26 protein-coding genes are annotated in these 26039 nt (G+C 70.1%); 18 read left to right on the top strand and 8 right to left on the bottom strand.

All coding sequences use genetic code 11. The features are described 5' to 3' along the window. Positions 1 to 679: 679 nt before the first annotated feature. Together AB0E94_RS00080 and AB0E94_RS00085 are read right to left on the bottom strand one after the other, a co-directional pair. Positions 680 to 1345, bottom strand: coding sequence for a hypothetical protein (locus tag AB0E94_RS00080; protein ID WP_360319911.1), 666 nt, complete (start codon positions 1343 to 1345; stop codon positions 680 to 682). 42 nt (positions 1346 to 1387) lie between these two features. Beyond that, positions 1388 to 2500, bottom strand: a complete 1113-nt coding sequence (locus AB0E94_RS00085) for a LysE family transporter (RefSeq protein WP_360319914.1) — start codon at positions 2498 to 2500, stop codon at positions 1388 to 1390. A 77-nt stretch (positions 2501 to 2577) separates the two neighbouring features. Between AB0E94_RS00085 and AB0E94_RS00090 the strand changes: the two genes are divergently transcribed. From AB0E94_RS00090 to AB0E94_RS00110, 5 genes are read left to right on the top strand one after another with little or no spacing between them, the layout of a single operon-like run. Beyond that, the gene (locus AB0E94_RS00090) at positions 2578 to 3489 is read left to right on the top strand and encodes a LysR family transcriptional regulator (RefSeq protein WP_360319917.1); all 912 of its coding nucleotides are present in this window, start codon (positions 2578 to 2580) and stop codon (positions 3487 to 3489) included. Then, a complete protein-coding gene (locus AB0E94_RS00095; RefSeq protein WP_360319920.1) occupies positions 3482 to 4243 on the top strand; it encodes an NYN domain-containing protein in 762 nt (253 codons plus the stop codon). Before AB0E94_RS00090 ends, AB0E94_RS00095 begins: the two co-directional genes overlap by 8 nt. After that, entirely contained in the window at positions 4240 to 4863 is a 624-nt protein-coding gene (locus tag AB0E94_RS00100; protein WP_360319923.1) for a TetR/AcrR family transcriptional regulator, read from the top strand. The genes AB0E94_RS00095 and AB0E94_RS00100 overlap by 4 nt, the downstream gene beginning before the upstream one ends. A 22-nt stretch (positions 4864 to 4885) precedes the next feature. Continuing rightward, the gene (locus AB0E94_RS00105; RefSeq protein ID WP_360319926.1) at positions 4886 to 5215 is read left to right on the top strand and encodes a DoxX family protein; all 330 of its coding nucleotides are present in this window, start codon (positions 4886 to 4888) and stop codon (positions 5213 to 5215) included. Positions 5216 to 5275: 60 nt separating this feature from the next. Continuing rightward, on the top strand, positions 5276 to 6379 hold the full coding sequence (locus AB0E94_RS00110; protein ID WP_360320812.1) for an FAD-dependent monooxygenase: 1104 nt from the start codon (positions 5276 to 5278) through the stop codon (positions 6377 to 6379). Positions 6380 to 7288: 909 nt separating this feature from the next. Here the strand turns inward: AB0E94_RS00110 and AB0E94_RS00115 are convergent. Both AB0E94_RS00115 and AB0E94_RS00120 read right to left on the bottom strand, forming a co-directional pair. Further along, positions 7289 to 7735 carry a hypothetical protein gene (locus AB0E94_RS00115; protein ID WP_360319929.1) on the bottom strand — a complete coding sequence of 149 codons (447 nt, stop codon included), beginning with the start codon at positions 7733 to 7735 and terminating at the stop codon, positions 7289 to 7291. A gap of 478 nt (positions 7736 to 8213) precedes the next feature. Next, the gene (locus AB0E94_RS00120) at positions 8214 to 9431 is read right to left on the bottom strand and encodes an MFS transporter (RefSeq protein WP_360319932.1); all 1218 of its coding nucleotides are present in this window, start codon (positions 9429 to 9431) and stop codon (positions 8214 to 8216) included. A 30-nt stretch (positions 9432 to 9461) separates the two neighbouring features. Here AB0E94_RS00120 and AB0E94_RS00125 point away from each other — a divergent pair, with 30 nt between their 5' ends. Together AB0E94_RS00125 and AB0E94_RS00130 are read left to right on the top strand one after the other, a co-directional pair. After that, entirely contained in the window at positions 9462 to 10331 is an 870-nt protein-coding gene (locus tag AB0E94_RS00125; RefSeq protein WP_360319935.1) for an arylamine N-acetyltransferase, read from the top strand. A gap of 138 nt (positions 10332 to 10469) precedes the next feature. After that, positions 10470 to 10955 carry a GNAT family N-acetyltransferase gene (locus AB0E94_RS00130; RefSeq protein WP_360319938.1) on the top strand — a complete coding sequence of 162 codons (486 nt, stop codon included), beginning with the start codon at positions 10470 to 10472 and terminating at the stop codon, positions 10953 to 10955. On the opposite strand, the gene AB0E94_RS00135 is transcribed toward AB0E94_RS00130, so the two are convergent. Further along, a complete protein-coding gene (locus AB0E94_RS00135; protein ID WP_360319941.1) occupies positions 10947 to 11468 on the bottom strand; it encodes a helix-turn-helix domain-containing protein in 522 nt (173 codons plus the stop codon). The genes AB0E94_RS00130 and AB0E94_RS00135 overlap by 9 nt on opposite strands. Positions 11469 to 11524: 56 nt before the next feature. Here AB0E94_RS00135 and AB0E94_RS00140 point away from each other — a divergent pair, with 56 nt between their 5' ends. After that, positions 11525 to 12037: a PaaI family thioesterase gene (locus tag AB0E94_RS00140; protein ID WP_360319944.1), complete on the top strand. Its 513-nt coding sequence runs from the start codon at positions 11525 to 11527 to the stop codon at positions 12035 to 12037. A gap of 49 nt (positions 12038 to 12086) precedes the next feature. Here AB0E94_RS00140 and AB0E94_RS00145 read toward each other — a convergent pair whose 3' ends face one another. Further along, positions 12087 to 12629: a DinB family protein gene (locus tag AB0E94_RS00145; protein WP_360319947.1), complete on the bottom strand. Its 543-nt coding sequence runs from the start codon at positions 12627 to 12629 to the stop codon at positions 12087 to 12089. Between the two features lie 71 nt (positions 12630 to 12700). On the opposite strand from AB0E94_RS00145, the gene AB0E94_RS00150 reads away from it, so the two are divergent. After that, positions 12701 to 13660: a WYL domain-containing protein gene (locus AB0E94_RS00150; RefSeq protein ID WP_360319950.1), complete on the top strand. Its 960-nt coding sequence runs from the start codon at positions 12701 to 12703 to the stop codon at positions 13658 to 13660. 55 nt (positions 13661 to 13715) lie between these two features. Further along, positions 13716 to 14051 carry an antibiotic biosynthesis monooxygenase gene (locus tag AB0E94_RS00155; protein WP_360319953.1) on the top strand — a complete coding sequence of 112 codons (336 nt, stop codon included), beginning with the start codon at positions 13716 to 13718 and terminating at the stop codon, positions 14049 to 14051. 34 nt (positions 14052 to 14085) lie between these two features. On the opposite strand, the gene AB0E94_RS00160 is transcribed toward AB0E94_RS00155, so the two are convergent. Continuing rightward, positions 14086 to 14667, bottom strand: a complete 582-nt coding sequence (locus tag AB0E94_RS00160; protein ID WP_360319956.1) for a DUF2231 domain-containing protein — start codon at positions 14665 to 14667, stop codon at positions 14086 to 14088. A gap of 202 nt (positions 14668 to 14869) precedes the next feature. On the opposite strand from AB0E94_RS00160, the gene AB0E94_RS00165 reads away from it, so the two are divergent. The 5 genes from AB0E94_RS00165 to AB0E94_RS00185 all read left to right on the top strand — a co-directional run bounded on the left by AB0E94_RS00165 (position 14870) and on the right by AB0E94_RS00185 (position 20881). Then, a complete protein-coding gene (locus tag AB0E94_RS00165) occupies positions 14870 to 16891 on the top strand; it encodes a GGDEF domain-containing protein (RefSeq protein WP_360319959.1) in 2022 nt (673 codons plus the stop codon). Between the two features lie 95 nt (positions 16892 to 16986). After that, positions 16987 to 17715 (top strand): matrixin family metalloprotease, encoded by a 729-nt coding sequence (locus AB0E94_RS00170; RefSeq protein WP_360319962.1) that lies wholly within the window; start codon positions 16987 to 16989, stop codon positions 17713 to 17715. Between the two features lie 38 nt (positions 17716 to 17753). Continuing rightward, positions 17754 to 19520, top strand: coding sequence for a cellulase family glycosylhydrolase (locus AB0E94_RS00175; RefSeq protein WP_360319965.1), 1767 nt, complete (start codon positions 17754 to 17756; stop codon positions 19518 to 19520). 68 nt (positions 19521 to 19588) lie between these two features. Continuing rightward, positions 19589 to 20443 (top strand): hypothetical protein, encoded by an 855-nt coding sequence (locus AB0E94_RS00180; RefSeq protein ID WP_360319968.1) that lies wholly within the window; start codon positions 19589 to 19591, stop codon positions 20441 to 20443. A 78-nt stretch (positions 20444 to 20521) separates the two neighbouring features. Then, positions 20522 to 20881, top strand: a complete 360-nt coding sequence (locus tag AB0E94_RS00185) for an STAS domain-containing protein (protein WP_360319971.1) — start codon at positions 20522 to 20524, stop codon at positions 20879 to 20881. On the opposite strand, the gene AB0E94_RS00190 is transcribed toward AB0E94_RS00185, so the two are convergent. Next, complete coding sequence (locus tag AB0E94_RS00190; protein ID WP_360319974.1) at positions 20845 to 21507, bottom strand: carbonic anhydrase; 663 nt, start codon at positions 21505 to 21507, stop codon at positions 20845 to 20847. The two genes, AB0E94_RS00185 and AB0E94_RS00190, sit on opposite strands and share 37 nt — an antisense overlap. A gap of 439 nt (positions 21508 to 21946) precedes the next feature. Here AB0E94_RS00190 and AB0E94_RS00195 point away from each other — a divergent pair, with 439 nt between their 5' ends. The 3 genes from AB0E94_RS00195 to AB0E94_RS00205 are packed head-to-tail and all read left to right on the top strand — an operon-like array spanning position 21947 to position 26036. Further along, positions 21947 to 23191: a glycosyltransferase gene (locus AB0E94_RS00195; RefSeq protein ID WP_360319977.1), complete on the top strand. Its 1245-nt coding sequence runs from the start codon at positions 21947 to 21949 to the stop codon at positions 23189 to 23191. After that, complete coding sequence (locus AB0E94_RS00200; RefSeq protein ID WP_360319980.1) at positions 23188 to 24792, top strand: phospholipid carrier-dependent glycosyltransferase; 1605 nt, start codon at positions 23188 to 23190, stop codon at positions 24790 to 24792. The genes AB0E94_RS00195 and AB0E94_RS00200 overlap by 4 nt, the downstream gene beginning before the upstream one ends. Continuing rightward, positions 24789 to 26036: a glycosyltransferase family 2 protein gene (locus AB0E94_RS00205; protein ID WP_360319983.1), complete on the top strand. Its 1248-nt coding sequence runs from the start codon at positions 24789 to 24791 to the stop codon at positions 26034 to 26036. The genes AB0E94_RS00200 and AB0E94_RS00205 overlap by 4 nt, the downstream gene beginning before the upstream one ends. Positions 26037 to 26039: the final 3 nt, after the last annotated feature.

Below are 26039 nucleotides of genomic sequence, written 5' to 3' on the forward strand. Positions count from 1 at the left end.
TGCTGGGCGACGGCCGGGACCGTGAGCCGTCGTTGGATGCTGGAATGCGGGCGGTTTAGCCGTGCTGGGCGACGGCCGAGACCGTGCAATGCCACTTAGCTTAAGTTGATCAAGGCTGTGACCTGCAGGTTCTCGGCGATTACCGTCAGCGTCCGGCGCGGCCACAAATTCATGCCGCAGCCGCATGCGTGCAGATAAAGCCCCCCTGGAACCCGAAGTGCGCCCGCGCAAGATCAACTTAAGCTAAGTGGCATTGGAGACCGTGAGCCGTCGCTGAGCGCTGGAATGCGGGCGGCTTTACCGTGTTGGGCGACGGCCGGGCGGGATTTCGCGGGGCTGGTGCCGCCGGATTGCATGAATCGTGGGTCGGCAACGTCGATCAACGCACACGTTGGCCGATCGTGGGCTCCTGCCGTTGCCGCAGCGGGGACAAGCGCACACGCTGCGCTGATTGTGGGCGTTCATCCACGCCGGGGCGACGACACGAGCACACGCAACGTCAATGTGTGCGCTCGTCGTCGCTACGGCAACGCCGAGCCTTGCCGCCCGAGGGCCTGTCCGGTCCGCAGTGAATCTCGCTCGGCTGGTCGTGACCGCAGTCCTACGGGTTTCAGCTACTGCTGGCGCCTGAGGTGCTGGGCTCTGGGTGTAACGGCGAGGCCCTGGTTGCGAGAGTTCTCTAGCTGCCTACGCCGGTCCACTGGCGCCACTGCCGGATGGCGGGCAGAAGTTCCTCGTCGCGGGCGTCGGCCATCATCCGGACCCACATGGACTGGTAGGCCACGTCCAAGGTGGGGGCGGTCAGGTCCTCCTCGAACAGCATGCGCGTGGCGGAGGTGGCCTGACTCGCCATCGCCATGTCGCGGGCGCCCCGCTGTGCTCTCGGGTCGTCGGGACCGTCGAACGGGAACGTCACGATCAGCGCTATCAGCTCGTAGTAGTCGCCGAACGCGAGCATCCCGGTGGCGGTGGCCAGGTAGCGGACGTGGGTGGTCTCGGGGATGTTCGGTGGTTCGGCGCACATCACTCCGACGGCCCGGAGACGCATCCTGGCGGCGTGATGCAGTTGGCTGGCGCGCAACTGCCGGCCGGCCGTGGTGGTGGCGAGCCGCGTCGCGTCCGGACGGTCCACTGAGCGCAGTTGGAGCAGGTGCAGTTCGGCCAGGTCGTGGAGCAGCAGAGTGGCGATACGCGCGATCTCGGCGTCCGGCGGAGTGAGTGTCAGGGGGAGGGTGACCTCCCGGCCGGCGATCACGGTTTTCAGCTCGGCGAGCGCCTCGGCCCGGCCGTCCGGCCCCGCGTCTTCCAGCAGGGCTCGTAGGCTACGGCTCGTCCACGGCGCCATTTCCCAACGATACTGGCCAAAGCGTCCGCATTCGAGCGTCATCTATGTACCGATCGCGACGGCTATGCCCAGGCCGACCATGGTCGCTCCGGTGGCGGCCTGCAGCAGCCGCTGGGTGGTTGGTCGCTCCAGGCGTGATCGGGCCCGGTCGATGGTCCACACGTAGAGGCAGAACCAGGCGCCGGAGACCGCGGCCCAGAGTGCGCCGAGCGTGATCGACGACAGGAGCACCGGTCCGTCCGCGGTCACGAACTGCGGGATCAGCGACACCGCGACCACGCCGGCTTTCGGATTCCCCAGGCTGGTGGCCATCCCGGCGACAAAGTCCCGGCGACCACCGCTCACCGCCACCCTGCTGATGATCATGGAGGCGCCAGGCAGAGAAGTCGCAGGCAAGCCCCGCCCGCATGCGGGGCCGCTGGCCGAGAGGCCGCCGGGCGTGGAGAAGCCGGCCGAGGGATCGCCCGGCGAGGGGTCTGCGGGCGAGGGGTCGCCGGGTGTGGGGGAGCCGGCGGAGGAAGGGTCGGCCGCGGGATCGCCGGGTGTGGGGGAGCCGACGGAGGAAGGGTCGGCCGCGGGATCGTCGGACGTGGGGGAGCCAGCGGAGGAAGAGTCGCCCGAGGGGTCGCCGGGTGTGGGGGAGCTGGAGAAGGAAGGGTCGGGCGAGGGGTCGCCGGGTGTGGAGGAGCCGGGTGTGGAGGAGCTGGAGAAGGAAGGGCCGGCCGAGGGGCCGCCGGGTGTGGGAGAGCCGGCCGCGGGATCGCCGGGCGCGGGGAAACCGGGTGAGGGATCGCCGGGCGCGGGTGAGCCGGGTGGGAGGGCGCCGGAAAAGGACGCGCCGGCCGTGGGGATCGCGGCGGCGGATCGGGGCCGGCGCAGGGTCCGGAGGGTTTGCAGGCCCAGGAGGCACAGCACCGCCGCACCGCCCAACCGCAACGTCAGGTAGGCCCCCGGCCGGGTCAGCAGCACCGCGGACAACCCCACAGCCGCCGCCACCGACCAGATCAGGATGCCCGTGGAAGCGCCCGCGACGGCCAGCAGCCCGGCTCGGCGGCCGCCGGTCAGGGCCTGGCGGGTGATCGTCGCGTTGTTGGCGCCGGGCAGGATCGCGAGCAGGGCGATCGTGGTGACGAAGGCGGCCAGGTGGGTGGGCATGTGACCAGTCAACCCCGGCCCATCGATAGCCGGAAGGTCCGATCGCCACCCACATCGATAGCGCTACCATATCGATCGTGGAGGTCAGGCAGGCGCGCTATTTCCTTGCGGTGGCCGAGGAGCTGCACTTCGGCCGGGCCGCTCAGCGGCTGCACATGTCCCAGCCGCCGCTGTCGCAGGCGATTCAGGCGCTGGAGCGGGAGCTCGGGGTGCGGCTGCTGCATCGCACCAGCCGCCAGGTGACCCTGACCAAGGCCGGTGACGTGCTGCTCGGGCACTGCCGGGCGCTGGTGCGCGAGGCGGATCGGGCCCGGGCCGCGGTTCGCCACGCCCGGGACGGACTGCACGGGGAGCTGGTGATCGGGGCGGTGGCGTCGGCGTTCACCGACTTCCTGCCGCCCGTGCTTCGGCACTATCGAGCGGTTCGTCCGGACGTCCGGTTACGCCTGGTGGAGGTCGACACCGAGGCGGGTGCTCTGGCCGTACACAATCGGGAAATTGATCTTGCATTGGTGCGAAGGTCGGGCGGTGGACTCGAGGTGCGGGCGGTGGCCCTGCAGGCCGACGAATTCGTGGCGGCGCTGCCCGCCGATCATCCGAAGGCTGAGGGGCAGGGTGAATTAGGCCTGGCCGAGCTGGCCGGCGATCCATGGGTGTGGATCCCGCGGGAGATCGCGCCCGGCTATCACGACGAGGTGGTGGCGGCCTGCCGGCGGGCCGGGTTCAGTCCGGACGCCCGCCATCAGGCCAATTCGATCGCCACCCAGCTGGCCATGGTGTCGAGTGGCATCGGGGTGGCGATCGCGCCGGCTCTGACCACGCTCGACCGCGGCGATCTGGTGATCAGGCGGCTGCGGGAGCCACCGGCGATCGTGCTCTCGCTGCTGGCGCGGGCCGACGCCGATCCGCTGGCCGGGCATTTCGTGACCACCGCCGTCGAGTGGGCGACCCGGCCCGGCCTTATCCTCGACGGTTGTGGCGGTGAATGACAACTCGGCGAAGCTGGCGGTTCTGATCGACGCGGACAACGCGCAGGCGTCGATCGTCGACGGCCTGCTCGCCGAGGTGGCGAAATACGGGACGGCGCACGTCAAGCGGGCCTACGGCGACTGGACCGGCACCAGTCTGCGCGGCTGGAAGGATCAGCTGCTGGCCCAGTCGATCCAGCCGATCCAGCAGTTCTCGTACACGACAGGCAAGAACGCCACCGACGCCGCGATGATCATCGACGCGATGGATCTGCTGTACACCGGCCGGTTCGACGGGTTCTGCATTGTCTCCAGTGACAGCGACTTCACCCGGCTGGCGTCGCGGATCCGTGAGTCCGGCCTGACCGTGTACGGGTTCGGCGAACGTAAGACCCCGAAACCGTTCGTGGCCGCCTGTGACAAGTTCATCTACACCGAGAACCTGTCCGAGCCGGAGGACGTGCCGGTGCCCGCGCCGAGCCCGGTGTCGGCGTCGGCCCAGCTCCGCGGCGACACCAGCCTGATGAACCTGATCCGGTCCGCGGTCGAGGCCGCCTCCGGTGACGACGGCTGGGCGCCGCTGGCCGCGGTCGGGCACATCATCACCAAGCAGCGTTCCGACTTCGACCCGCGCAGCTACGGCTACCCGAAGCTGGGTGGGCTGGTCACCGCGATCGGCCTGTTCGAGATCGACAGGCGCGACTCCGGGGACGGCAAGCCGGCGATCATCTGGATCCGGGACAAGCGGCGGCCGGGGAAGAAGGCGGCCGAGTGACCCCGCGGGGGCGGCGGCGGGACGCCGAGGAGAACCGGGACCGGATCCTGCGGGCGGCGCGAGCCCTGCTGGCCCGGCAGCCGGCCGCGAGCATGGACGACCTGGCGCAGGCGGCCGGGGTGGTCCGGCGGACGGTCTACGCCCACTTCCCGAATCGTGACGAACTGCTCGCCGGGCTGGCCGACAAGTGCTCGGCGGATCTGCTGGCGGCGCTCGGGCGTACCGATCGATCAGGTCTTGATCCGGAAATCGCCCTTGCCGATTTCGCGCTCACCCTCTGGACCGCGGGCGAGCAGTATCGCCTGCTCATCTCGCTGGCCGAAAGCAATCTCGGGATGGCCGGCCTGCGTGAGCTGCTGCATCCGATCGCGGCGCAGAGTTTTGCGCTGCTGGAGCGGGCCCGGGACACCGGCCGGTTCGCCACCCATCTGCCGCTGCCGGTGCTGAGCGCCGCCCTGCAGGCGATGACCCTGGCGATGATGCAGGCGGCGAACGACGAGTTGTGGACCGACGACGGCACCCGGGCGGCCACCGCGGTCCTGGTGGCGGCGGGTCTGCCGGCCGCCGCCGCCGAGGAGGCGATCCGGCGAGCCATGTCACAGGATGTTGCACACGGGTGAGCATGAAAACTAGCCTGCTCGTGTGAACACCGTGCTGGCCGGCATCGTCATCGTCTTCTTCGGCGTCCAGGGCATCGCCCGGCTCACCGCCGCCCCCGAGGATCAGCGCGCCGCGGCGTACCACTTCGGGGTCTCGCTCTCCGAATACCGCAAGGTCGCCGGCCTGATGATCATCGGGTCGGCCGGGCTCGCAGCCGGTCTCGTCGTGCCGCCGCTCGGCGTCGCCGCGGCGATCGGCCTCATCGTCCTCATGCTGATCACCGCCGGGCTGCGGCTGCTCTGCCAGGACGGGGCGCTCCGGGTCGCGCTGCCACTCGTCGTCGCCGTCCTGACCGCGGGCTACCTCACCTGAGACAACTCTGTCCGGTTGTGGGCAGTACGCTCTCATGACGGTCGATTGAGGGGACCCTGGATCGTCATGGACGTACTTGTGGTGGGTGGTGGCATCGCGGGCCTCGCCCTGGCACGGGCGCTGCGCCGCCGGGACGTTCCGGTGACCGTCGCCGAACGCGGCGACGGCGACGGTGGCGGCCTCGCGATCAACCTGCCCGGCAACGCGGTCGCCGCCTTCGCCGCGCTCGGGCTCACCGACGGCCTCAACAAGATCGGCCGCCCGACCGAGCGCCGCGAATACCGCTCCAGCCGCGACCGGCTCCTCTTCCAGATCGACGAGGACGCCTTCTGGGGCCCCGAGGCCCGGCCCCGATGCGTGCGCCGCGCCGACCTCCTGACCCTGCTCGCGGACGGCCTCGACGCCACGATCCGCCGATCACTTCCGGTCGTCGCCGTGCAGCCGGTGACAGGTGGCGCGGACGTCGAGTTCGGCGACGACACCGGGCAGCGGTTCGGGTTCGTCGCCGGGGCGGACGGGGTGCGCTCGGTCGTCCGCTCCACCGCGATCGGCGCCACCGCCACCCGCGAAGCCCTCCTCAGCGCGGCCAGCTGGCGGTTCATGGCGCCCAACCCGGGAGTCGACTGCTGGACCCTGTGGACCGGGCCGGAGGGCGCGTTCCTGCTCATCCCGGTCGACGACCAGCAGGTCTACGGGTACGCCTCGGCCACCGGCGGCGGACCGGTGAGCGCCGAACCTGATTGGTTACGGACATCCTTCCGCGACTATCCGGCGCCCGTCCGCAGCGTCCTGGACGGCATGACCGACCTCTACCACTCACCGATCGAAGAAGTCCGTACCCCCTCCTGGTCCGCCGGCCGCTGCGTCCTCGTCGGTGACGCCGCCCACGCCACCGCACCGGTCTGGGCCCAGGGCGCCGCCCTCGCCGTCGAAGACGGCCTGGTCCTGGCCGACCTCCTCGCCACCACCGACTGGGACGACGCCGGATCCCACTACGAACGCCTCCGCCGCGACCGCGTCACCCACGTACAGGCCGCCACCGACCGCTTCTCCCGCGCCGCGGCCCTCCCGGCCTGGCTACGCCACACGCTGCTGCCGCTGATCGGCCCACGCTCCTACCGCGACACCTACAACCCGTTGCGTCACCCTTTCCCAACCCCCTGATCGGGTACGGCCACCCGCCCCGCCGAACCACCCCGCCCCGGACTACGACGCGACGCGGTCCCATCCCCGGACCGCGGCGCGCCCGCCGGGCTGAATCCCGGCGCAAGGTCAACCCGCCAGCCTGGTTGTCACTGTCGACCCTCGCCGCCCGTGGATCTTGCACGAGTTTCCACGCTCGCGCCGATCTTGCAGCCCTTTCCGCCTCCCAGCAGGAAGAAAGCTGCAAGGTCTCCCCGGCGCAGTAGACCTTGCACGACATACCGCACCCAGACGTGAAGAACCTTGCAAGATCGCTGGCAACGTGGAGAACCGTGCAAGATCTACAAGGCTGGCCGGGAACGAATCTCCCACGAATGCGACATTCCCGGCCTCGGGCCGGTGTCTCCGTCGCCTGCGTGATCGGTGCGATAGCCCGAAGGCTCAGCGGGCGAACGTCGCACAGCAGAGGGATCGGCCCCGGATTCGGCGAAAGCCTCGAAGAAGCTTCCCCAACGGGGAAACCCGTGCAAGGTCCACGCCAGGCTGTGGACCTTGCACGATGATCCACCCCGGGACGTGTCCGCCAGGACGTGAAGAACCGTGCAAGATCACGGGCCTTACCCCCGGAACTTGGACAAGTGTCCAAGATCAAGAGGGAAGGCCCCACTTCGGGCGGGGGAAATCTGCAAGATCCCGAAGCCCGTGAGGGAAACGCCGGAGCCTCGCGGCACCACCCGAACCCCTGAAAGCCACATAAACTGCCAAATCTGGCGCACCCTCGAAGCCGTCGCCCAAGGTCCGCCCCCGCAGATCTCGCAAATCCGGCTCTCACCGCCGGCTCGGAAATCCGGCTCTCACCGCTCTCACCGCTGGCTCATGTATGCCGAGGCGGGCAGCGGTGAGGGCTGCGGCTGGAGAGACGTGGGGCTGTCAGTTCGGGGTGAAGAGGCCCTGGATGCCGACGATGATCGCGATGACGCCGAAGACGGCCACCAGCAGCGCGGGGCCGGCGAGGTCGGCCGGGTTCGGGGCGGGAGCGGGTGTCGCCGCGGGCTCGGGAGATCCGGCGCCGGGGGCGGTGGCGGCCGGGACCGGGGTGACCGGGGCCAGCGGGCGGCGGCCGGTGAGCCGGTCCCAGGCGAGGATGACGCCGACGGCGATGCCGACCGCTTCGTAGTGGAACAGGTGCGGGCCGGAGATCAGGTGGATGATCAGGAAGTAGCCGCCGGCCACCAGCGCGACGATGCCGACCAGCCAGTGCCATGGGGCGATCCGGGCGGTCAGCCGGGCGATCACGGGGAAGCGGCCGAGCAGGGGAATGGCGAGCAGCAAGCCGCCGATGATGTTGGCGGCATCGAGCAGCAGGGCCATCAGCATGGGTGTCCGTCCTTCGGTCAGGCGTCCCGCCGCAAGAATAACTTGGAGCGCTCCCATCCGCATCGGTGTGAATACCCGCCCAGCAAAGGCCCTGGCAGAACCTGAACGACGTCGACGGCGGGAGACCACGAGCCGTCGCTGACGGCGGGAATGCGTGCGGTATTACCTGGTTCAGCGACGGCTGGCGGTCTGGGGTGGCGGCGGGAGGCCGCGAGCCGTCGCTCAGCGCGGGAATGCGTGCGGTATTACCTGGTTCAGCGACGGCTGGCGGTCTGGGACGGCGGCGGGAGGCCGTGAGCCGTCGCTCAGGACGGGAATGCGTGCGGTATTACCTGGTTCAGCGACGGCTGGCGGTCTGGAACGGGGGCGGGAGGCCGTGAGCCGTCGCTCAGCGCGGGAATGCGTGCGGTATTACCAGGCTCAGCGACGGCTGGCGGTCTGGGGTGGCGGCCGGCGAACGGGTGACAACGGGAGCCTGTCAGCGTTCGGGCGACGGCGGGGGCGGTGTGGGTGAGGGCGGCGGCAGGAGGGGGCGGGTCAGGTAGGTGGCGAGGAGGGCTACCAGGCATAGGGCGGCCAGGCTGAGGAAGCCCGCCCGGAAGGAGCCCGTCGCGTCCTTGACGGCGCCCAGGGCGTACACGAAGGCGAAGCTGCCCAGGTTGGCGCAGAAGTTGCCGAATCCGCTGATCAGGCCGGCGTTGCGGTCGCCGAGGACCTGTAGCGGGAGGGCGAACAGCGGCCCGAAGTAGACCTGGATGGCCAGCGAGATCAGCGCCACGACGCCCAGCACCCCGAGCATCCCGGGCACATGGGTGAGCAGGGTCAGTCCGAGGGTCAGCAGGGTGAGCGACCCGCCGATGACGAGCAGCGGACGGTTGAGCCGGTCGGAGAGGTAACCACCGAGGTAGTTGACCGGCGCGCTGATCGCGGCCGCGACCGCCGCGACGAGGCCGGCGGTGGCCAGGGACTGTCCGCGGTCGACGACGAGGTAGGTCGGCAGCCAGAACGTGAAGCCCTGGGCGACGGCCAGCCGGGTGAACTGGATCACCCCGGTGAGCTGCACGATCCGTTGTCGGACGAGGTTGGGCAGTTCGGTGAACCGTACCGCTGAGGATGGTTTTCGAAGGGGCGCCGGACCGGCCAGGAACCGGTAGAGGACCAGCGACAGCAACCCGAATCCGGCGAACAGCAGGAACAGCGTCCGCCAGCCGAGCGGGCCGACCAGTAGCGGCCCGATCGCGCTGAGCAGGATGTTCGACGAGAAGCCGCCGACCACGTAGAGGCCCATCGCGGTGGCGCGGCGGCCCGGCGGGAACAAACCGGTCATCAGCAGCATGCCGGGGGTGAAGACCAGGGCCCGGAAGAACCCGGCGAGCGCCTGATCGATCAGGAGCAGGGGGTACGAGTCGAGCACCGCGAACAGCATGGCCAGCAGGTTCATGCCGAGGAGCCCGATCATGAACAGCCGTCGTGGGGTGAACCGGTCGGCGAGGTAACCGGACGGGACCTGCATGAGCGCGTACGTGAGATTGCTCGCCGCGGCGAGGGTGCCGGCCTGGGTGAAGCTGAGGCCCAGGTCGGTGCGGATGAGCGGCAGGAACAGCCCGATCCCGCCGAAGATCAGGCCGATGCTGCTCTGGCAGACGACCAGAACGGTGATGACCGGCCGCCTGGACCGGGTGTCGCTGATCGTCACCCATGGATCGTATGCGGCTAGCGTGTGCGCATGCCCGACGCCATCGACGTACCCGCCTATCTCGCCCGTCTCGGCCTGCCCGAACTGGCCGGTCACGTGCCGTCCGTGCCGGCGCTGAAGGCGCTGCACCGGGCGCATGCCGAGCGGGTGCCCTACGAGTGCCTGGAGATCCACCTGGACCGGCCGACGACGGTCTGCCCGGCTGAGTCGGCGCGGCGGATCATTTTCGGTCGTGGCGGTTACTGCTTCCATCTGAACGGCGCGTTCTCGGCGCTGCTGCGGACGCTCGGCTATTGCGTCACCAGGCATGTCGGCGGTGTGCAGGGCAACGCCGATCCGGTGGCCGGGGCCAGCGGAAACCACCTGGTGGTCACGGTTTCCGGGTTGCCTTCGGCCGAGTCGCCCGAGGGCGACTGGCTGGTAGATCTCGGCATGGGCGACGGCCTGCACGGTCCGCTTCCGCTTGTCGAGGGTCAACATCAGGACGGGCCTTTTCGGTACGGGCTACGCGCGTCTGTGGTCGAGCCGGGTGGGTGGCGGTTCGACCATGATCCGCGGGGCAGCTTCCTCGGGATGGATTTCCGGGCCGAGCCCGCGCGGATGTCGGACTTCCGGGCGAAGCACGAGGAGCTGTCCACCTCGCCGGAGTCGGGTTTCGTCCGGGTGGCGACGGCGGCGCGCCGGGACGCGACGGGCGCCGACGTGCTCCGGGGCTTGATGCTGACCCGGATCGGCGCCGATCCGTCGCGGACTGTGCTGTCCGATGAAGTCGCCTATTTCAATGCCCTCGCCGACGTTTTCGGCATTGTTCTGCCGGGTCCGGATCGGGCCGTTCTGTGGCCGCGGGTCCGGGACGCGCACCGCCGCTGGGAGCAGGAGCAGGCGGATTTGCCAAGATGAATGACCCTCTGGTTAGGTAAGGCTTACCTTATCAAGTTAACGGAGGTTCAGGCGTGGGGGCACGCATGATTCGAAATGTCTAAAAACATCAGTGAAGTCGTCCTTGCCGAGAAGGTTGACATCGATGAACTTGCCAGGGTGTATCGACGGGTCCACGCCGCCGATCTACATCTGATCGACCACAGCGAACCGTCGGCTGAGGACCGTCTCCGCTGGACCGCCGAGGCCGCGGGTTTCCAGGCCGCACTCGGCTACGTGGACGGTGAGCTGGTCGGAGCCGTGCTGGGCTGTCCACTCCCGCCGGACACTCTCTGGTGGCGGGACATGACCGATGTGCACGATCCCGGCCTGGTCGCCGAGTGGGACAATCGCACCTTCGCCATCTGCGAGGCGTTCGTCGACCCGGCCCACCAGCGGCACCGCCTCGGCATCCGGATGGTGGCCGACCTGCTGGGCCAGCGCACGGAGGAACGCGTCTCGCTCGCCGTCGCCGAGAGCAACACGCGGGTGTGGCACGCCCTCCAGCGCCTGAGGTTCGAGCACGCCGGGGACCTGATCCCGTTCCCCGGCTGGCGCCCGCACCGGATGCTGGTGCGAGCACTCCCGCTCAGCTCGTCACGCTGAGCCGTTCGCGGTCTCCGGCCGGGTCGTCCCCTCCGGAGGCCGCCGCGGGCGGGTCCCCGGGCCGGGGCGGGGCTGGATCTCCCGGCGCTTCTCGATCAGGTGCCCGTCGGCGCACGTGACGGCCAGGTGCAACTCGGCGCCGCAGTCGCGGTGGGCGTACTCGATGGGCGGTCCCTCGGGGTCGGCCAGGTAGCGGTTGCCCCACTCGGACAGCGCGATCATCACCGGGTAGAGGTCGAAGCCCTTGTCGGTGAGCCGGTACTCGTGGCGGACCCGGGAGCCCGGTTCGCGGTACGGCTCACGCCGCAGGATTCCGTGCTCGACCAGGTTGTTCAGGCGGTTGGTGAGCACCTGCCGGGGGATGTGGGTGCGGACCCGCATGTCGTCGAAGCGCCGGATGCCGGAGAACACCTCACGCAGCACGACGAGCGACCACTTCTCGCCGAGGATGCCCATCGCGCGTTCGATCGTGCAGTTGTCGACGGACCAGTTCAGGGCGGGGGGAGTGGCCATGTGAGGAAGGCTAAGTCTCGTTGACAGACTCATCAAGTCTCTGCAAGCCTGCATCCATGACGCAGACCCAGGAAGACATGCGTACCCGGACGTTCGGCTGGACCGACCCGGCCGAGCACGCGAGCCAGATCGGCCGGCGCGGCGGGCTGGAGCTCCTCCAGGCGATGTCGGCCGGCGACTTCCCGGCGCCGCCGATCATGCACCTCATCGACATCGTCGGCATGCGGGTCGAGGAGGGCAGCGTCACCATCGAGCTCGACCCGCAGGAGTTCCACTACAACCCGCTCGGCTCCGTGCACGGCGGGGTCCTCTCCACCCTGCTCGACACCGCGGCCGCCTGCTCGGTGCACAGCACCCTGCCGGCCGGGGTCGGCTACACGAGCATGGACCTCAACGTGAAGTTCCTGCGCCCGGCCACCATCGCCTCCGGCCGGCTCACCTGCACCGGCGGCGTGCTCCAGCGCGGCCGGCGGACCGCGCTCGCCGAGGCCCGGATCACCGACTCGGCCGGCCGTCTGATCGCGCACGCCACCTCCAGCTGCATGATCTTCGAGATCCCCGGGGCCTGACCTTTCGGCGGCTCGCGTCGCCCGGCCTACTCCGGTGGGTCCTCACCGGTCAGGCCTGTTCCTGGTCCGGTGGGTCCTCGCCGGTCAGGCCGTCGATCGACTCACGGATCAGGTCGGCGTGACCGGCGTGCCGGGCATACTCCTCGATCATGTCGATCATCATTCGGCGCAGGCTCGGCGTACGCCCGTCCGGCCAGGTGAAATCGGCAGGCGTGTCCAGGCCGCCGGCGCTGATCGCCGCGGTGATGCCGGCGCGGGAGCGGTCCACGCACTCCTGCCACAGCCCGTAGAGGAACTCCGGGCTGTCACCGGCCGCGCTCCGCCACTCCCAGTCGGTCTCGTTGTCCCAGTCGACGTCGCGCCACAGCGCCGCCGGTTGCCGCCCGAGCCGGATCGAGAAGTACAGGTCCTCGCAGAGCGCCAGGTGTTTGAGCAGCCCGCCGAGCGTGATTGTGCTGGCCGCGGTGGTCGCGTTCAGGCCGTCTTTGTCGAGCCCGCCGGCCTTCCAGGCGAAGATGCGCCGCTGCCGCTCCAGCGAACCGACAAGGGTCTCCACCTCAGTGCCCGCCGCGGGCGGTCCCATCGGAATCATGCCCGCACGCTAACCCCGATTCCGGACGATAGACTTCCGGAATCAGCCAGGCCTTCGGTAGGGGGCGGACCTTGGAGAGCCCGACCGCGCGTGCCCTGATGGCGTTCGAAGCCGTGCAGGGCAGCCCCGGCATCACCGCCGACCGGCTCGCCGACCGGCTCGGCGGCATCTCCGAACGGGCCGCCCGCCGCTACATCGCCATCCTCCGCGAAGCGGGCATCCCGATCGAATCGGTCCGCGGCCCGTACGGCGGCTACCGCGTCGGCCGGGGCGCCCGTCCCGCGCCGCTGATCTTCACGCAGGCCGAAGCGCTGGGCCTGGTGATGGCGGTGCTCGACGGCCACCACGCGGCCGGGGACAGCACCGATCCGGTCGGCAGCGCCCTCGGCAAGATCGTCCGAGTCCTCCCGGAGGCCTTGGGCGCCCAGGTCGAGGCGGTCCGCCGCACCGCGGCGCCCGCGCCCGACCGGGCGGCGGCACGGCCCGACCCCGAGATCACGTCCCGATTGGTGCAGGCTTGCGCACAGAATCAGGTGGTACGGGTGAGCTACCGCTCAGAAGCAGGAAACGACTCGACAACCGACGCCGACCCGTGGGCGATCGTGGTCCGGCACGGCCGGTGGTACCTGCTCTGCCACGCACACCGCCCCGCGGCCCGCCGCGCCTACCGGATCGACCGGGTCACCCGAGCCGACATCCTGCCCGAGATGTTCGTGCCACCGTCCGGACTGGACCCGATCGCAGTCCTCGACGAACACCTGGCCGCCGGCTGGGAGTACCACGCCGAGATCCTGATCGACGCCGAACCCGACCAGGTGGCCGAAAGCGCCGGAACCGCACTGGGCACCCTGGCTCCCGGCCCTCACCCGGGAACCACCCTGCTGACCGGCACCACGAGCGCCCCCTACTGGTACGCCCGCCAGTTGACCGCGATCCCGGTCCCGTACCGGATCCTGGGCGGCCCGGAGATCCGAACCGCTGCCCGGAACATAGCCACCCGGCTGCTGAGCGCCACCACCTCACCCACATAGCCGGTGGCCATCGGGCTCGGTGGAAATGTCGTAGGTGGCGGGTAGCGTCCGTGGCATGACTGATCCCGAGAAGGGCCGAGACACCGGGCCGGTCATCGAGCTGGCGCGCTTTCGTGTCGCCGAGGGTTCCGAGGGGCAACTGGTCGAGGAGCGGGCGACCATGTTGGCGGCGCTGCGACGGCGTTTCCCAGGTTGCCTGGCGGCCTATCTGACCAGGGAGGACGACGGCGGCTGGCTGGATGTTCTGATCTGGCGGACCCGTGCCGAGGCGGAGGCCGCGGCTCGGGAGGTCGGGTCTGTTCCCGAGTGCGCCGCGTGGTTCCGTCACATCACCGAGTCCGGCGGCCTGCGCCACACCGAGATCGTCTCCGCCTGGCCACCCCTCGCCTGACCGCCCTCGACGACGCTGTGGGGGCTGGCGCTGATCAGGTCCGGGCCGGACTGCGTTGGCGTGCGGGCGAGGCTGCAGTAAAGGGCGGGCTGGGGACGGGCGGGGGCGGCGCCGGTGGGTAGGCCAGTAGCTGGTTGAGGGTGGTGGTGGCCGGGGCGTGGCTTCGGCGGCCGGAGGGGTGTGGGGAGTCGGCGACGGGGGCGCCCGGGGCGGCCAACCGGCCACTGAACCAAGCGCTGAACGCGGCCGCGACCAGGCCGGTCAGTTCGAGGGACAGGAGGGTGGCGGAGGCGGTTCGGTGTGGGTCGCGGACCCGGGTCAGGGTCAGGACGGCGTAGACGATCAGGATGCCGACGTCCAGGAGCAGGGCCAGGACGAAGGTGCGCACGCCGGCCGGACCGGTCGCCGACACCGCGTCGGCGATCGCGGCCACCGTGGCCAGCAGGCCGCCGCCCAGGCCGGCCACCAGGTTCCAGAAGGCGACCGTGCCCAGCAGGGTGGGTGCGCCCAGCAGGGTGGCCAGGTCGAGGACGAACGCCATCCAGAAGAGGCCGAGCGGGAACATCAGCAGCAACGGCTGCATCCCGTGGCCCGCGAGGCGGAGCCGGCTCTGCATGCGACGGTCCCCCCTGCCGGGTGCTCGGTCCTACCCAGCCTCGGCGGAAACGTCCGGAAACGGATGGTCTCGTGCGGGTGATTCGCTGTGCGTCCGGGTGATTCCCCCTGACGCGGGTGGGGGTGGGTCAGGGAAAACCTCAAGGGCGGTATGGCTTCGCCGATGTTGGCGGGGTCCAGCTCAGCCAGGGAGGTGCCGTGTCGTGAAGCGCGATTCCCTCGGCACGGTCCAGCGGTCGCGCCGGCAGTCGTTGCGGTCCTCGGCTGCCTACGGCGCGGTGCCGGCGGTGCTGGGGGCGGCGTATTCGATCGGCACCTGGGATCGGCCCGACCGGCTGCCGATGCTGCTGGTCGCGGCGTTGATGGTCGGGTTCGCGGTGCTCGGCTGGGTGGCGGCGGGACGGATCGCGCGGACCCGGTGGTGGATCTGGATCCAGCTGAGCGCGGCCGCGCTGAACCTGGCCGGGTCGGCGGTCCTGGGGATTCTCGACAGTGGCGTGGCCGGGCCGCTCGGCACGTTCATCCCCCTGTCGGTGGTGCTGCTGGCGATTGTCACGCCGCCCCGGGCATTCCTGGTGACGGCCGGGTTGGGGCTTTTCGCGTACACCTCGGTGATGGTTTTGGGTGACACCCCGCCGGCCGGATATCCGCTGGTGCACGGCCTGGCCTTCGCCTGCGTCGCATATCTGTGCCTGCGTCATTCGGCGGTGCTGGCGTCGCTGCGGCGGCGATTGGCGGACAGCTCGCGCACCGACCCGTTGACCGGCTGCCTGAACCGGCGCGGGTTCGACGAGCGGATGGCGGCCGAGCTGGCCGACGCCGAGCGGGGCGGCAGCCCGGTGACGCTGGTGCTGCTCGACCTGGACCATTTCAAGGAGGTCAACGACACGCACGGCCACCGGGCCGGTGACGAGCTGCTGGCCTGGACCGGTCAGGAGCTGCGGGCCGATCTGCGCGCGCACGACGCGGTGGGCCGGCAGGGTGGCGACGAGTTCGCGATGCTGCTGCCGGGCACCGACGCGGCGGACGCGGAGGGTGTGGTCGAGCGGCTGCGGGAGCGGTTGCGGGTGTGTTCGCCGGCCAGTCTGGGTTCGGCGACGTTCCCGGACGACGCGAGCGACCTGGCGGGGCTGCTGCTCGTCGCCGACCAGCGGTTGTACCGGGACAAGGCAGCCCGGGTGCGGCACGCGCCGAGCGCGGAGGCGGTGGCCGGGGCGCGGGACGGTGTGCGGCCGTCGGGTCCGGTGGCTGCGGTGGAGGCGCGGGAGCGGCGGCGGCACTCGATCGCCGACCCGGGCTGGGTGTCGGTGACCCAGACGGTGGTGGCGCTGGTCTACGTCCTGCTGGTGGCCAACGATCACGTGCACCGGGCCAGCATGATCGCGATCTCGGTGTGGGGTTTCGCCACCGGTCTCGCGGTGGTGCTGGGCGCCGACTGGCTGAGCCGGTCGCGGCTGGCCCGGCCGCTGATGCTGGCGTTCGCGTTCAGCGCGTTCGTGAGCTGCGCGGCGATCGCCACTCTGGACGGTGGCGCCGATCAGCCGTTGGGTATCGGCGTGCTGATCGGGATTCCGTTGCTGATGCTGGGCATGCGACCGGAGGTCGCCGCGCCGGTGGCGCTGGGCGCGGGCGGGTTGTATCTGCTGGTGGGGCTACGTGTCGGCGATGTCAGCGGGTGGTACCTGACGGTTCACCTGCTGGGCACGGCGGCCGCGGCGACGGCGTGCGCGTTGCAGGGCCGGGCGTCGGCCCGGCAGCGCCGGATGCTGACCCGGCTGTCGCGGGTGGACGTGCTGACCGATGTGCTGAACCGGCGGGGTTTCGCGGAGCGGTTCGCGGCCGAGGTCGCGGACAGCCGGCGGACCGGCCGGGGCGCCGCCCTGCTGGTGCTCGACCTGGACGGGTTCAAGCTGCTCAACGACGCGCAGGGGCATGCCGCCGGCGACGAGCTGCTGAAGTGGGTGGCGGTGACGCTGCGGTCCGAGGTGCATCCGCACGACATCGTGGGGCGGCTCGGCGGTGACGAGTTCGTGGTCCTGCTGACCGACGGTGACGCCTTCGACGTGGCCGACAACCTGCGGACGGTGCTGGGCGCGCGGATCGGGGCGAGCGTCGGCGTCGCGGTTCTCGGCACGGACGGCGACGACTTCGACGGGCTCTACGCGGTCGCGGACGCCCGGCTCTACCAGCAGAAGAAGCCGACGCCGCGGTACGTCCGGAGCTGACTTCCGGGGCAACCGGTTCGCAACCGGCGGCCACCCGGGACGGCACCTGAGCCGATCACAGAATGGGGCCTCCCTTCGATCGATCGGACCCCCGTATGAAGCGCGTACTGCTCCTGCTCGCCGCGGTGTCGACGCTGGTGGCGGCTCAGCCCGGAGTGGCCCTGGCGGCCGCCGGAAGCGCGAAGGCCTACGCCTTCATGAGCCAGTCGCACGGCAATGCGCTGATCGCCCGCTGGAACCCGTGCGGCGGCGCCATCGACTACCGGGTCAACCTGGACCGTGCGCCGAAGGATTCGCTGGCCGAGGTGAAGACGACGTTCAGCCGGATCTCCGCGGCCACCGGCCTGACGTTCCGCTATGCCGGGACGACCGATGTGATCCCGCAGGCGAAGTCCGGTTACCAGGGCGCGTACCCGGCGGGCACCGAGATCGTGATCGCCTGGGCGACGCCCGGCAAGCACAGCAAGTGGCTGCCGAAGGGCACCCGGGTGCTGGGCATGGGCGGCGGCTCGTGGCAGACCGCGTACGCGGCGGACGGCGCCGACGCGCTGATGATGCTGACCGGCGCGGTGGTGCTGAACGCGTCGTCGGTGAAGTCGCTGGACCGTGGGTTCGGGGCGTCCGGGCACGGCACGACGGGCGCGGTGCTGATGCACGAGATCGGACATGCGATCGGCCTGGCCCACCCGGAGCAGAACGACCAGAACCAGATCATGTACCACACGATCACCGCGAAGAAGGCCGTGTGGGGCGCCGGCGACCTGACCGGGCTGCGCAAACTGGGGAAGTCGGCGGGTTGTCTGTATACGCAGCGCCCGGCATAGCCGGTGGCAGATTGTGAACAAGTGATTACCGTCAATACATGCGGGCCTTCTTCCTGGCACTTCTGCTGGTGGTAGCGGGGATCGTGGCGCCGGCTCAGCCGGCCGTCGCCGCGATGCCCACCGATGCCCATGGTCGCGAGATCGTCCTGCGCGGCTTCAACGTCTCCGGCAGCACCAAGCTGTACGAGAACGGACTCCTCCCCTTCCGCAGCACCGCCGACGCGGCGGCCGCGGCCACCCAGATGCGCGAGCTCACCGGCGCCAACGCGATCCGCTTCCTGATCAGCTGGGAGGGGGTGCAGCCGGCCCGCGACCGGATCGACACCGCCTACCTGGACCGGGCCGCCGACCAGATCCGCCAGTTCACCGACCGGGGCATCCGGGTGCTCCTCGACTGGCACCAGGACCTGTACTCGTCGCATCTGTTCGACCCGGACAGCTGGTACACCGGCGACGGCGCCCCGAAGTGGGTGATCGACGCCGCCACCTATCCCGACGAGTCGTGCGGCATCTGCCTGCTGTGGGGGCAGAACATGATGAACAACGGCGCGGTCCGGGCCGCGATGTACGACTTCTGGCGCAACCGGTACGGCGTGCAGGACGCCTACCTCGCGCAGGCCCGAGCCGCCCTCACCCACCTGCGCACCCGGGTCGACTACTCGATGATGCTGGGCGTCGACCCGTTCAACGAGCCGTTCGACGGCGGGCTGGACGGCGCTTCCGGCACCACCTGGGAGACCACCTGGCTGCTGCCGTTCTACCAGCGGTTCCGGGCCGTGATGGACGCCACCGGCTGGTCGTCGCGGCCGCTCTACGCCGAGCCGCTGGTCTTCTGGAACACCGGGTTCTTCGAGCAGGGCGGTCTCGGCACGGCCGGTCAGCTGGGCTCCCGGTACGTGTTCAACAGCCACTACTACGACGGCAGCCGGATGACCCTGGACCCGTCGGCGGCCGGGGACGGCACGTACAACTCGGCGATGAACCGGATCCGGGACCGGGCCACCGCACTCGGCACCTCGGCGTTCGTCTCCGAGTTCGGCAACGCCATGTCCGGCACGAGCAGCAGCGCCCGTACGCCGTGGATGGTCCGTTCGATGTATCAGAGCCTCGACTCCCGGGTGTCCGGCGGCTCGTTCTGGAACAACGCGGCGAGCTCCGGGCAGGTGCTGTCGTCGACCCAGTGGCACTGGGACGTCTACAGCGGGAAGCACAGCGAGCTGATGAACTTCAACCCGGACAAGGTGCAGACCACCGGGGACGCCTGGAACGGCGAGGACCACTCGGTGATCGCGAACGGGGCGCTGCGGCTGGACCGGCGGGTGCTGGACCGGCTGTTCCCGAGCGCGGTGTCCGGGACCACGGTCGCCTTCGCCTACGAGGACCTGGCCCGGGACGGGTTCGCCGGGGCCGGCCGGCAGCAGGCGTGGCTGACCGTCCCGTCCCGCCTGCCGTCGATCGCCGGGCTGGTCGCCGGCCGGCAGTACGGCGTGCTGGTCTGGCGGGAGCCGGCCGCCCCACTGGGTGCGCCGACCGAGCTCCACCTGCCCGGGTCGTTCCCGTCCGCGCGTACCGTCGTGGTGTCCGATCTGGGGGTGGTCTCCGGGGTGCCGGCGACCGGACCGGTCGCGGTGGCCACCGAGGCGGGGGCGACGACGGCTCGGCGTCTGCTGCTGGACGCGACCGGGTCGGCGGCCGGGAAGGTGCACGTGGCACTGGTGGTGAACGCGTCCGATGTGGCCTCGGTGCCGGCCGCCACCCTGACCGCGGCCCGCACCGAACTGCTGAACTGGGCGGCCGGATTGTGATCAGTCCTCACCTATGACATGACTTCTGCGACTGTGAGAGCACCCGGGGCGGCTGAGATCCTGGTTCGATGAACGTCCAGGTCCTGCCGATCACGTCCGCGGACGTGTCCCGGGTCGCTCATTTCCTGAACGCCCATCTGAATCCCCGGCTCAGCGCCGACCTGTGGGCCCGTGCGCTCACCCCGCCCTGGAAGGCCGCCGCGCCGAACCACGGCTTCATGCTCCTGGCGGCGGGCGTGGTCGTCGGCGTCTACCTGGCCTTCTACGCCGAACGCACGATCGGCGGGACACGGCAGCGGTTCTGCAATCTGGGCGGCTGGTGTGTGCTTCCGCAATACCGGCTGCTGAGTGTGAAACTGCTGCGGGCCCTGCTGAGACAGGAGGGTTACCACTTCACCGATCTGACCCCGAGCGGCAGCGTCATCGCGATGAACGAGCGGCTCGGATTCCGTCATCTGGACAGCGAATTGGTGGCCGTACCCAATCTGCCCTGTCCGCCGTTGCCCGGGCGGGTGGTCACGTCGGATCCGCGCCGCATCGAGGACCTGCTCGCCGGCGACGACCTGCAGCTCTATCTGGATCATCGGGAAGCGCTGGCGGCCCGGCACGTGGTGCTCGCCGACCGGGCTGGTGTCTGTCATGTGGTGTTCCGGCACGATCGTCCGCGGAATCTGCCCTGGTTCGCCTCGTTGGTGCACGTCAGCGATCCGGTGGTGTTCCGCCGGATGTTCCGGTCGTTCGCCGGCCACCTGCTGACCCGGCACCGGCTGCCGGCGATCCTGCTGGAGCCGCGGGTCGCCGGGTTCCGTCCGCGCGGCGCGATCCGGGTGCCCACCGACCGGCGCCGGATGTTCCGCAGCGACACCCTGGAACCGGACCGGATCGATCTTCTTTACAGTGAGCTGGTCTGCGTGCCGTTCTGAGGTTCACCATTGTTGGCTCGGTCACCGTGTCATCGGGATTTCGGCTTCCGGACACATTTCGCGAGTACGACTTCAGGTATGACCGACCCGTCTTACGAGATCGACCGTACGAACCACCGTACGGGTTCCACAGTCCACCTTCACCTCATCGGCGCCTTCGACCGGGACGCCCACCGAGTCCTGCGGGCCGCGATGCGGGACGCGTTCGCCTCCGGCCGGCGTGGCCACGGTGTGATCGTCGACATGGCGCAGGTGGAGACGATCGGCAGCGAATGCATCGAGTTGCTGCTGATCGGCTACACCCGCGCCATGCGGGGCGGTCACGGCTACGACATCGTCAACGCGGCCGGCCACGTGCGGCAGGCCCTGGCCCTGACCGGCCTCTGTGCGGCGGAGACCTTCTACAGCACCGTGACCGTGCCGGTGTCCAGGTCGTAACGGGCGCCGACCACCTGCGCGCCACTGTGCGCGACGATCTCACTGCGGGTGACCAGAGCCGAGACCTGGGCCCGGATGTTGGCCCGGACCGCCTTCTCGACGCCGTCCGGGTCGTCGACGAACGGCTCGACGATCGGCGTCAATGCCTCCACGATGGCCGCGATGTGGCCGGGGACCTCGGCGCCGGTCTTGACGGCGTTGATGGTCGCCGACACAGCGCCGCAGCGCTCGTGACCGAGGACGATGATCAGCGGCGGGGCGAACTCCTCGACCGCGTACTCGATGCTGCCGAGCAGCAGGTCGTCGACGATGTTGCCGGCCACCCGGTTGTCGAAGAGGTCACCGACGCCCTGGTCGAAGAGGATCTCCGGGGCGACCCGGGAGTCCGCGCAGCCGAGGATGATCGCGAACGGGTGCTGACCGGCGGCGATCTCCCGGATCCGGGCCGGCGACTGGTGCGGGTGCCGGCCGTGGCCGGCGACGAACCGGCGGTTGCCGGCCAGGAGCTGCTCCAGAGGGGTGCCCACGGGGTGGGTGGCATGGGCGGCCGGAGCGAGTGCCATCGATCCGGCGAGGGCGCCGCCGACAGCGAAGAGTGACCGCCGGCGAACAGTTGAGTCCAGCATCTTTTGCTCCAAAGAGAGAGGGACGCGGACCATCATGCACCCGTCGATCAAGGACGCCCAGTGACTATGGCGATCAAGACATCCAGATGCCGCAATGGCGGCAAATCGGGCGCATGACGCATTTCTCGGAACATCCGGAGGTCATTCCCCCGGACGCGTGACGCGAGAAAGAGCCGACGTGTCTTATCTTCTTTCAGCGGGCTTCCCGGCCCGTTGCCCGGTCGCACGCCGAAGCTTGCGCCGGGTCATTTTTCGTCCCGACGGACGATTGATGTAATGCGTTTCGAGAGAAACATATTCGAAACAACTCACCGGAAAGCGGGAATCGGCGAGATCGACTTGAATATGCCGCCGCCGATCGCGATATGGTCGGCGCGCTCCATTTCTGGTGGCGTAATTCCCTCATTTCTGAAAGGCGACGACCTTGGCTGCCGCCGTCATGATTCTGATTTCCGTCGTGCTGGCCACATTTGCGGCGGTGACCCTCTGGTGGACCATGCACGCGTGGCGCACCCCCGAGACGCTCGCCGCGACCCGCTTCGCGGAGCCGGACGGTGACCACCGGCTGACGTTCTCCCTGCTGCTGCCGGCCCGGCACGAGCAGGCCGTGCTGGAACACACCATCCAGCGCCTGCTCCGCTCCACCCACCAGGGCTACGAGATCATCGTGATCGTCGGCCACGACGACCCGGACACGGCGGAGGTGGCCCACGCCGCGGCCGAGCGGGCGCCGGGCCGGGTGCTGGTCGTCACCGACCACAACGAGGTGAAGAACAAGCCGCGGGCCCTGAACACCGCACTGCCGTTCGTCCGCGGCGACGTGGTCGGAGTCTTCGACGCCGAGGATCAGGTGCACCCGGACCTGCTGGAACACGTCGACCACGCGTTCCGGTCGACGGGCGCGGACGTCGTGCAGGGCGGCGTGCAACTGATCAACTTCCACTCCAGCTGGTACAGCCTGCACAACTGCCTGGAGTACTTCTTCTGGTTCCGCAGCCGGCTGCACCTGCACGCCGACAAGGGCTTCATCCCGCTCGGCGGCAACACCGTCTTCGTCCGCTCCGACGTGCTGCGCACCGCCAACGGCTGGGACGGCACCTGCCTGGCCGAGGACTGCGACCTCGGCGTGCGGCTGTCCAGCCGGGGCGCCAAGGTGACCGTCGCCTACGAGGCGTCCCTGGTCACCCGGGAGGAGACCCCGGACACCATCGGCAGCCTGCTCAAGCAGCGCACCCGCTGGAACCAGGGTTTCCTCCAGGTGCTGCGCAAGGGGGAGTGGCGTCGGCTGCCGACCTTCGGGCAGCGGCTGCTGGCCCGGTACACCCTGCTCGGCCCGTTCTTCCAGGCGTTCTCCGGCCTCGCGATCCCGATCGGCATCGCCGCCGCGATCTTCGCCGACTTCCCGATCGGCATCGCGCTGGCCACCTTCGTGCCGGTGGTGCCGATGGCCGCCAACATCGTCTTCCAGACGGTCGGCCTGCGCGACTTCGGCCAGCAGTACGACCTCAAGATCAAACCGGTCCACTATGCCCGGCTGATCCTCGGCGCCTTCCCGTACGCCCTGGTCCTCAGCGTCGCCGCGCTGCGGGCCGTGTGGCGCGAATACACCGGCCGCCGCAACTGGGAGCTGACCGCGCACGTCGGCGCTCACCTCAACGCCGGCGCCGAGGTGGGCGCCGCATGACCACCACCAGCACCGCTCTCATTCCCAAGGCGCGAGGCGCGCAGCCCGAGACGCCGCCGGCGCGGGCCCTGGTCCAGATTCCCAAACCCCCGGGTGGGGTACGGCGACGCGAGCTCACCGGCGGCGAGGGCCTGCTCGCCGGTCTGCTGACCACGCTGGTGATCGTCATCCTGACGGTGAACATCAGCGGCTTCCCGATGGCCAGTGACGACGAGGGCACCTACCTCGCACAGGCCTGGGCGGTCGCCACCGGCAAGGGCCTGGCCCACTACACCTACTGGTACGACCACCCGCCCCTGGCCTGGATCCAGCTGGCCGCGCTGTCCTGGATCCCCGACCTCTTCGGGGTCACCGGTCCCGCGGTCACCGCCGGCCGGGTCGCCATGATCCCGGTCGTCGCGGCCTGCCTGCTGCTGGTCTACCTGATCTGCCGCCGGCTCGGCATGGGCATCCGTGCCTCCGCGATCGGCCTGCTGATCTTCGGCCTGTCCCCGCTGACCATCACCATGTACCGCGAGATCTACCTGGACAGTTTCGCCGTCGCCTGGATGCTCGGCGCGCTGGCCCTGGTGCTGTCCCCGCGCCGCAACCTGTGGCACTACACCGCGGCCGGGGCGGCCACCGCGATCGCCGTGCTGAGCAAGGAGACCATGCTGGTCACCCTGCCCGCGGTGTGCGTGGCCCTGTGGCAGAACGCGGCCCGCAGCTCGACCCGGCCCTGGGCGGTCGGCGGCTACCTGAGCGGACTTGTGCTGGTCGGCGTCTTCTACCCGCTCTACGCGGTGCTGCGCGGCGAGCTGTTCCCCGGCCCGGGGCACGTGTCGCTGATCGGCGCGTGGCAGTTCCAGCTGGCCAACCGGTCCGGCACGGGCAGCGTCTTCACCCCCGGCTCCGGGTCGTACGAGCTGGTCCAGTCGTGGCTGTTCTACGACCCGGTGATCCTGGTCGCCGGTCTGGTGGCGACGGCGCCCGCGCTGTTCGTCCGGCGGCTGCGCCCGGCCGCCATCGCCGCGCTGATCCTGGTGCTGGTCGCGGTCCGCCCCGGCGGCTACCTGCCGGCCATGTACGTGGTCCAGCTGCTGCCGTTCTTCGCCATCGTCACGGCCGGGATGCTGGACGTCGCGGCCCGCGCCGTGCCCCGCAACCGCCGCTGGTGGCGGCCCGCGCTGGCGGCCGTGGCGGTGCTGCTCGCCGCGACGCTGGTCGGCCCGCGCTGGGTGGCCGGCCAGCACCGCAACCTGACCGCCGACGACAACGCCGGGTACGCGGCCGCAGCCGAGTATCTGCGCACGTCGGTCCCGGACCGGACGAACACCACGGTGGTCGTCGACGACGTGCTCTGGCTCGACTGCGTCGAGGCGGGTTTCCCGGAGGAGCAGGTCATCTGGTTCTACAAGCTCGACCTCGACCCGGCCGTGCAGGCCCGTCTGCCGAACGGCTGGCGCGACGTCGACTACCTGATCTCGACACCCGCGCTGCGCCAGGACCCGAGCTCGCTGCCACTGGTCACCGCCCTGCTGACGAACTCGACGCTGGAGGCCTCGTTCGGCCCGGCCGACGCCCGCATCGAGATCCGCCGCATCGACAAGGAGAATCCATGACCACCCAGGCACACGGCCGGGCGGCGGTCGGGCTGCCGCACCAGGCGACCGTCACCCCCGGCGAGAAGACGCTGTCGCTGAAGGCGTTCCGTCAGACCGGCCGCACCCGGGCGGTGCTGCCCGGCGAGATCGGCGTCCGCCCCGGGCCGGCCACGCTGCGGCAGAGCATCATCGTGCCGACCTACAACGAGCGCGACAACGTGCCCGCGCTGCTGGCCCGGCTGGCCGCCGCCCTGCCGCACGACGACACCGAGATCGTGTTCGTCGACGACAGCACCGACGGCACCCCCGAGGTCATCGAGGAGGCGGCCCGGGACTACCCGATCGCGATCACCGTGCACCACCGTGACGAGGGCGCCGGCGGTCTGGGCGGCGCGGTGGTCGAGGGCATGCGGATCGCCCGCGGCGAGTGGATCGTCGTGATGGACGCCGACCTCCAGCACCCGCCGGAGATCGTGCCCGACCTGATCGCGGCCGGCCTGCGTGACGGCGCCGACCTGGTCGTCGGCAGCCGCTACGCGAACGGCGGCAACACCGGGGGGCTGGCCGACGGGTACCGCAAGCTGGTGTCGCGCGGGTCGACGCTGCTGGTCAAGACGCTGTTCCGGAACAGTCTGCTGGCCGTCAGCGACCCGATGAGCGGGCTGTTCGCGATCCGGGCCAGCTCCCTGGACGCGGCTGCGCTCCGGCCGCTCGGCTACAAGATCCTGCTGGAGCTGATCGTCCGCAACCGGCCCGGCCGGATCGTCGAGGTGCCGTACGGCTTCCAGGCCCGGCACGCCGGCGAGTCGAAGTCGACAGCGGCCGAGGGCCTCCGGTTCCTCAAGCACGTCGGCGGGCTGCGGTTCGGGGCGGCCCGGCTGCGGATGCTGGCGTTCGCGCTGATCGGGCTCTCCGGGCTGCTGCCCAACCAGGCCGTGCTGTGGGCGCTGCTGCACCTCACCGACGTGCACTACACGGCGGCCGCGGTGGCCGCCAACGTGGTCGCGGTCGGCTGGAACTTCGCGCTGACCGACACGCTGCTCTACCGCAACCACCGGCGGCGCGGCCCGGCCAGCCGGTTCGCCAGGTTCTTCCTGATGGGCAACGCCGACCTGCTGTTGCGCATCCCGCTGCTGGCCGTGCTGGTCAGCGGCCTGCACCTGGGCGTGCTAGCCGGCAACCTGCTGACCCTCGTCGCGTCCTTCGTCATCCGATTCCTGATCTCCGACAGGCTGATCTACCGAGCGGGAAAGAAACCATGAACC

Source organism: Actinoplanes sp. NPDC026670 (genome assembly GCF_040638175.1).
Taxonomy (GTDB): Bacteria; Actinomycetota; Actinomycetes; order Mycobacteriales; family Micromonosporaceae; genus Actinoplanes.

What these genes read in the sequence shown, in the direction of transcription:
- AB0E94_RS00080 (WP_360319911.1), bottom strand. Translation starts at nt 1,345, where the DNA reads ATGGCGCCGTGGACGAGCCGTAGCCTACGAGCCCTGCTGGAAGACGCG.
- AB0E94_RS00085 (WP_360319914.1), bottom strand. Translation starts at nt 2,500, where the DNA reads ATGCCCACCCACCTGGCCGCCTTCGTCACCACGATCGCCCTGCTCGCG.
- AB0E94_RS00115 (WP_360319929.1), bottom strand. Translation starts at nt 7,735, where the DNA reads ATGCTGATGGCCCTGCTGCTCGATGCCGCCAACATCATCGGCGGCTTG.
- AB0E94_RS00125 (WP_360319935.1), top strand. Translation starts at nt 9,462, where the DNA reads ATGCCCGACGCCATCGACGTACCCGCCTATCTCGCCCGTCTCGGCCTG.
- AB0E94_RS00135 (WP_360319941.1), bottom strand. Translation starts at nt 11,468, where the DNA reads ATGGCCACTCCCCCCGCCCTGAACTGGTCCGTCGACAACTGCACGATC.
- AB0E94_RS00140 (WP_360319944.1), top strand. Translation starts at nt 11,525, where the DNA reads ATGACGCAGACCCAGGAAGACATGCGTACCCGGACGTTCGGCTGGACC.
- AB0E94_RS00145 (WP_360319947.1), bottom strand. Translation starts at nt 12,629, where the DNA reads ATGATTCCGATGGGACCGCCCGCGGCGGGCACTGAGGTGGAGACCCTT.
- AB0E94_RS00155 (WP_360319953.1), top strand. Translation starts at nt 13,716, where the DNA reads ATGACTGATCCCGAGAAGGGCCGAGACACCGGGCCGGTCATCGAGCTG.
- AB0E94_RS00160 (WP_360319956.1), bottom strand. Translation starts at nt 14,667, where the DNA reads ATGCAGAGCCGGCTCCGCCTCGCGGGCCACGGGATGCAGCCGTTGCTG.
- AB0E94_RS00170 (WP_360319962.1), top strand. Translation starts at nt 16,987, where the DNA reads ATGAAGCGCGTACTGCTCCTGCTCGCCGCGGTGTCGACGCTGGTGGCG.
- AB0E94_RS00175 (WP_360319965.1), top strand. Translation starts at nt 17,754, where the DNA reads ATGCGGGCCTTCTTCCTGGCACTTCTGCTGGTGGTAGCGGGGATCGTG.
- AB0E94_RS00180 (WP_360319968.1), top strand. Translation starts at nt 19,589, where the DNA reads ATGAACGTCCAGGTCCTGCCGATCACGTCCGCGGACGTGTCCCGGGTC.
- AB0E94_RS00185 (WP_360319971.1), top strand. Translation starts at nt 20,522, where the DNA reads ATGACCGACCCGTCTTACGAGATCGACCGTACGAACCACCGTACGGGT.
- AB0E94_RS00190 (WP_360319974.1), bottom strand. Translation starts at nt 21,507, where the DNA reads ATGCTGGACTCAACTGTTCGCCGGCGGTCACTCTTCGCTGTCGGCGGC.
- AB0E94_RS00195 (WP_360319977.1), top strand. Translation starts at nt 21,947, where the DNA reads ATGATTCTGATTTCCGTCGTGCTGGCCACATTTGCGGCGGTGACCCTC.
- AB0E94_RS00200 (WP_360319980.1), top strand. Translation starts at nt 23,188, where the DNA reads ATGACCACCACCAGCACCGCTCTCATTCCCAAGGCGCGAGGCGCGCAG.
- AB0E94_RS00205 (WP_360319983.1), top strand. Translation starts at nt 24,789, where the DNA reads ATGACCACCCAGGCACACGGCCGGGCGGCGGTCGGGCTGCCGCACCAG.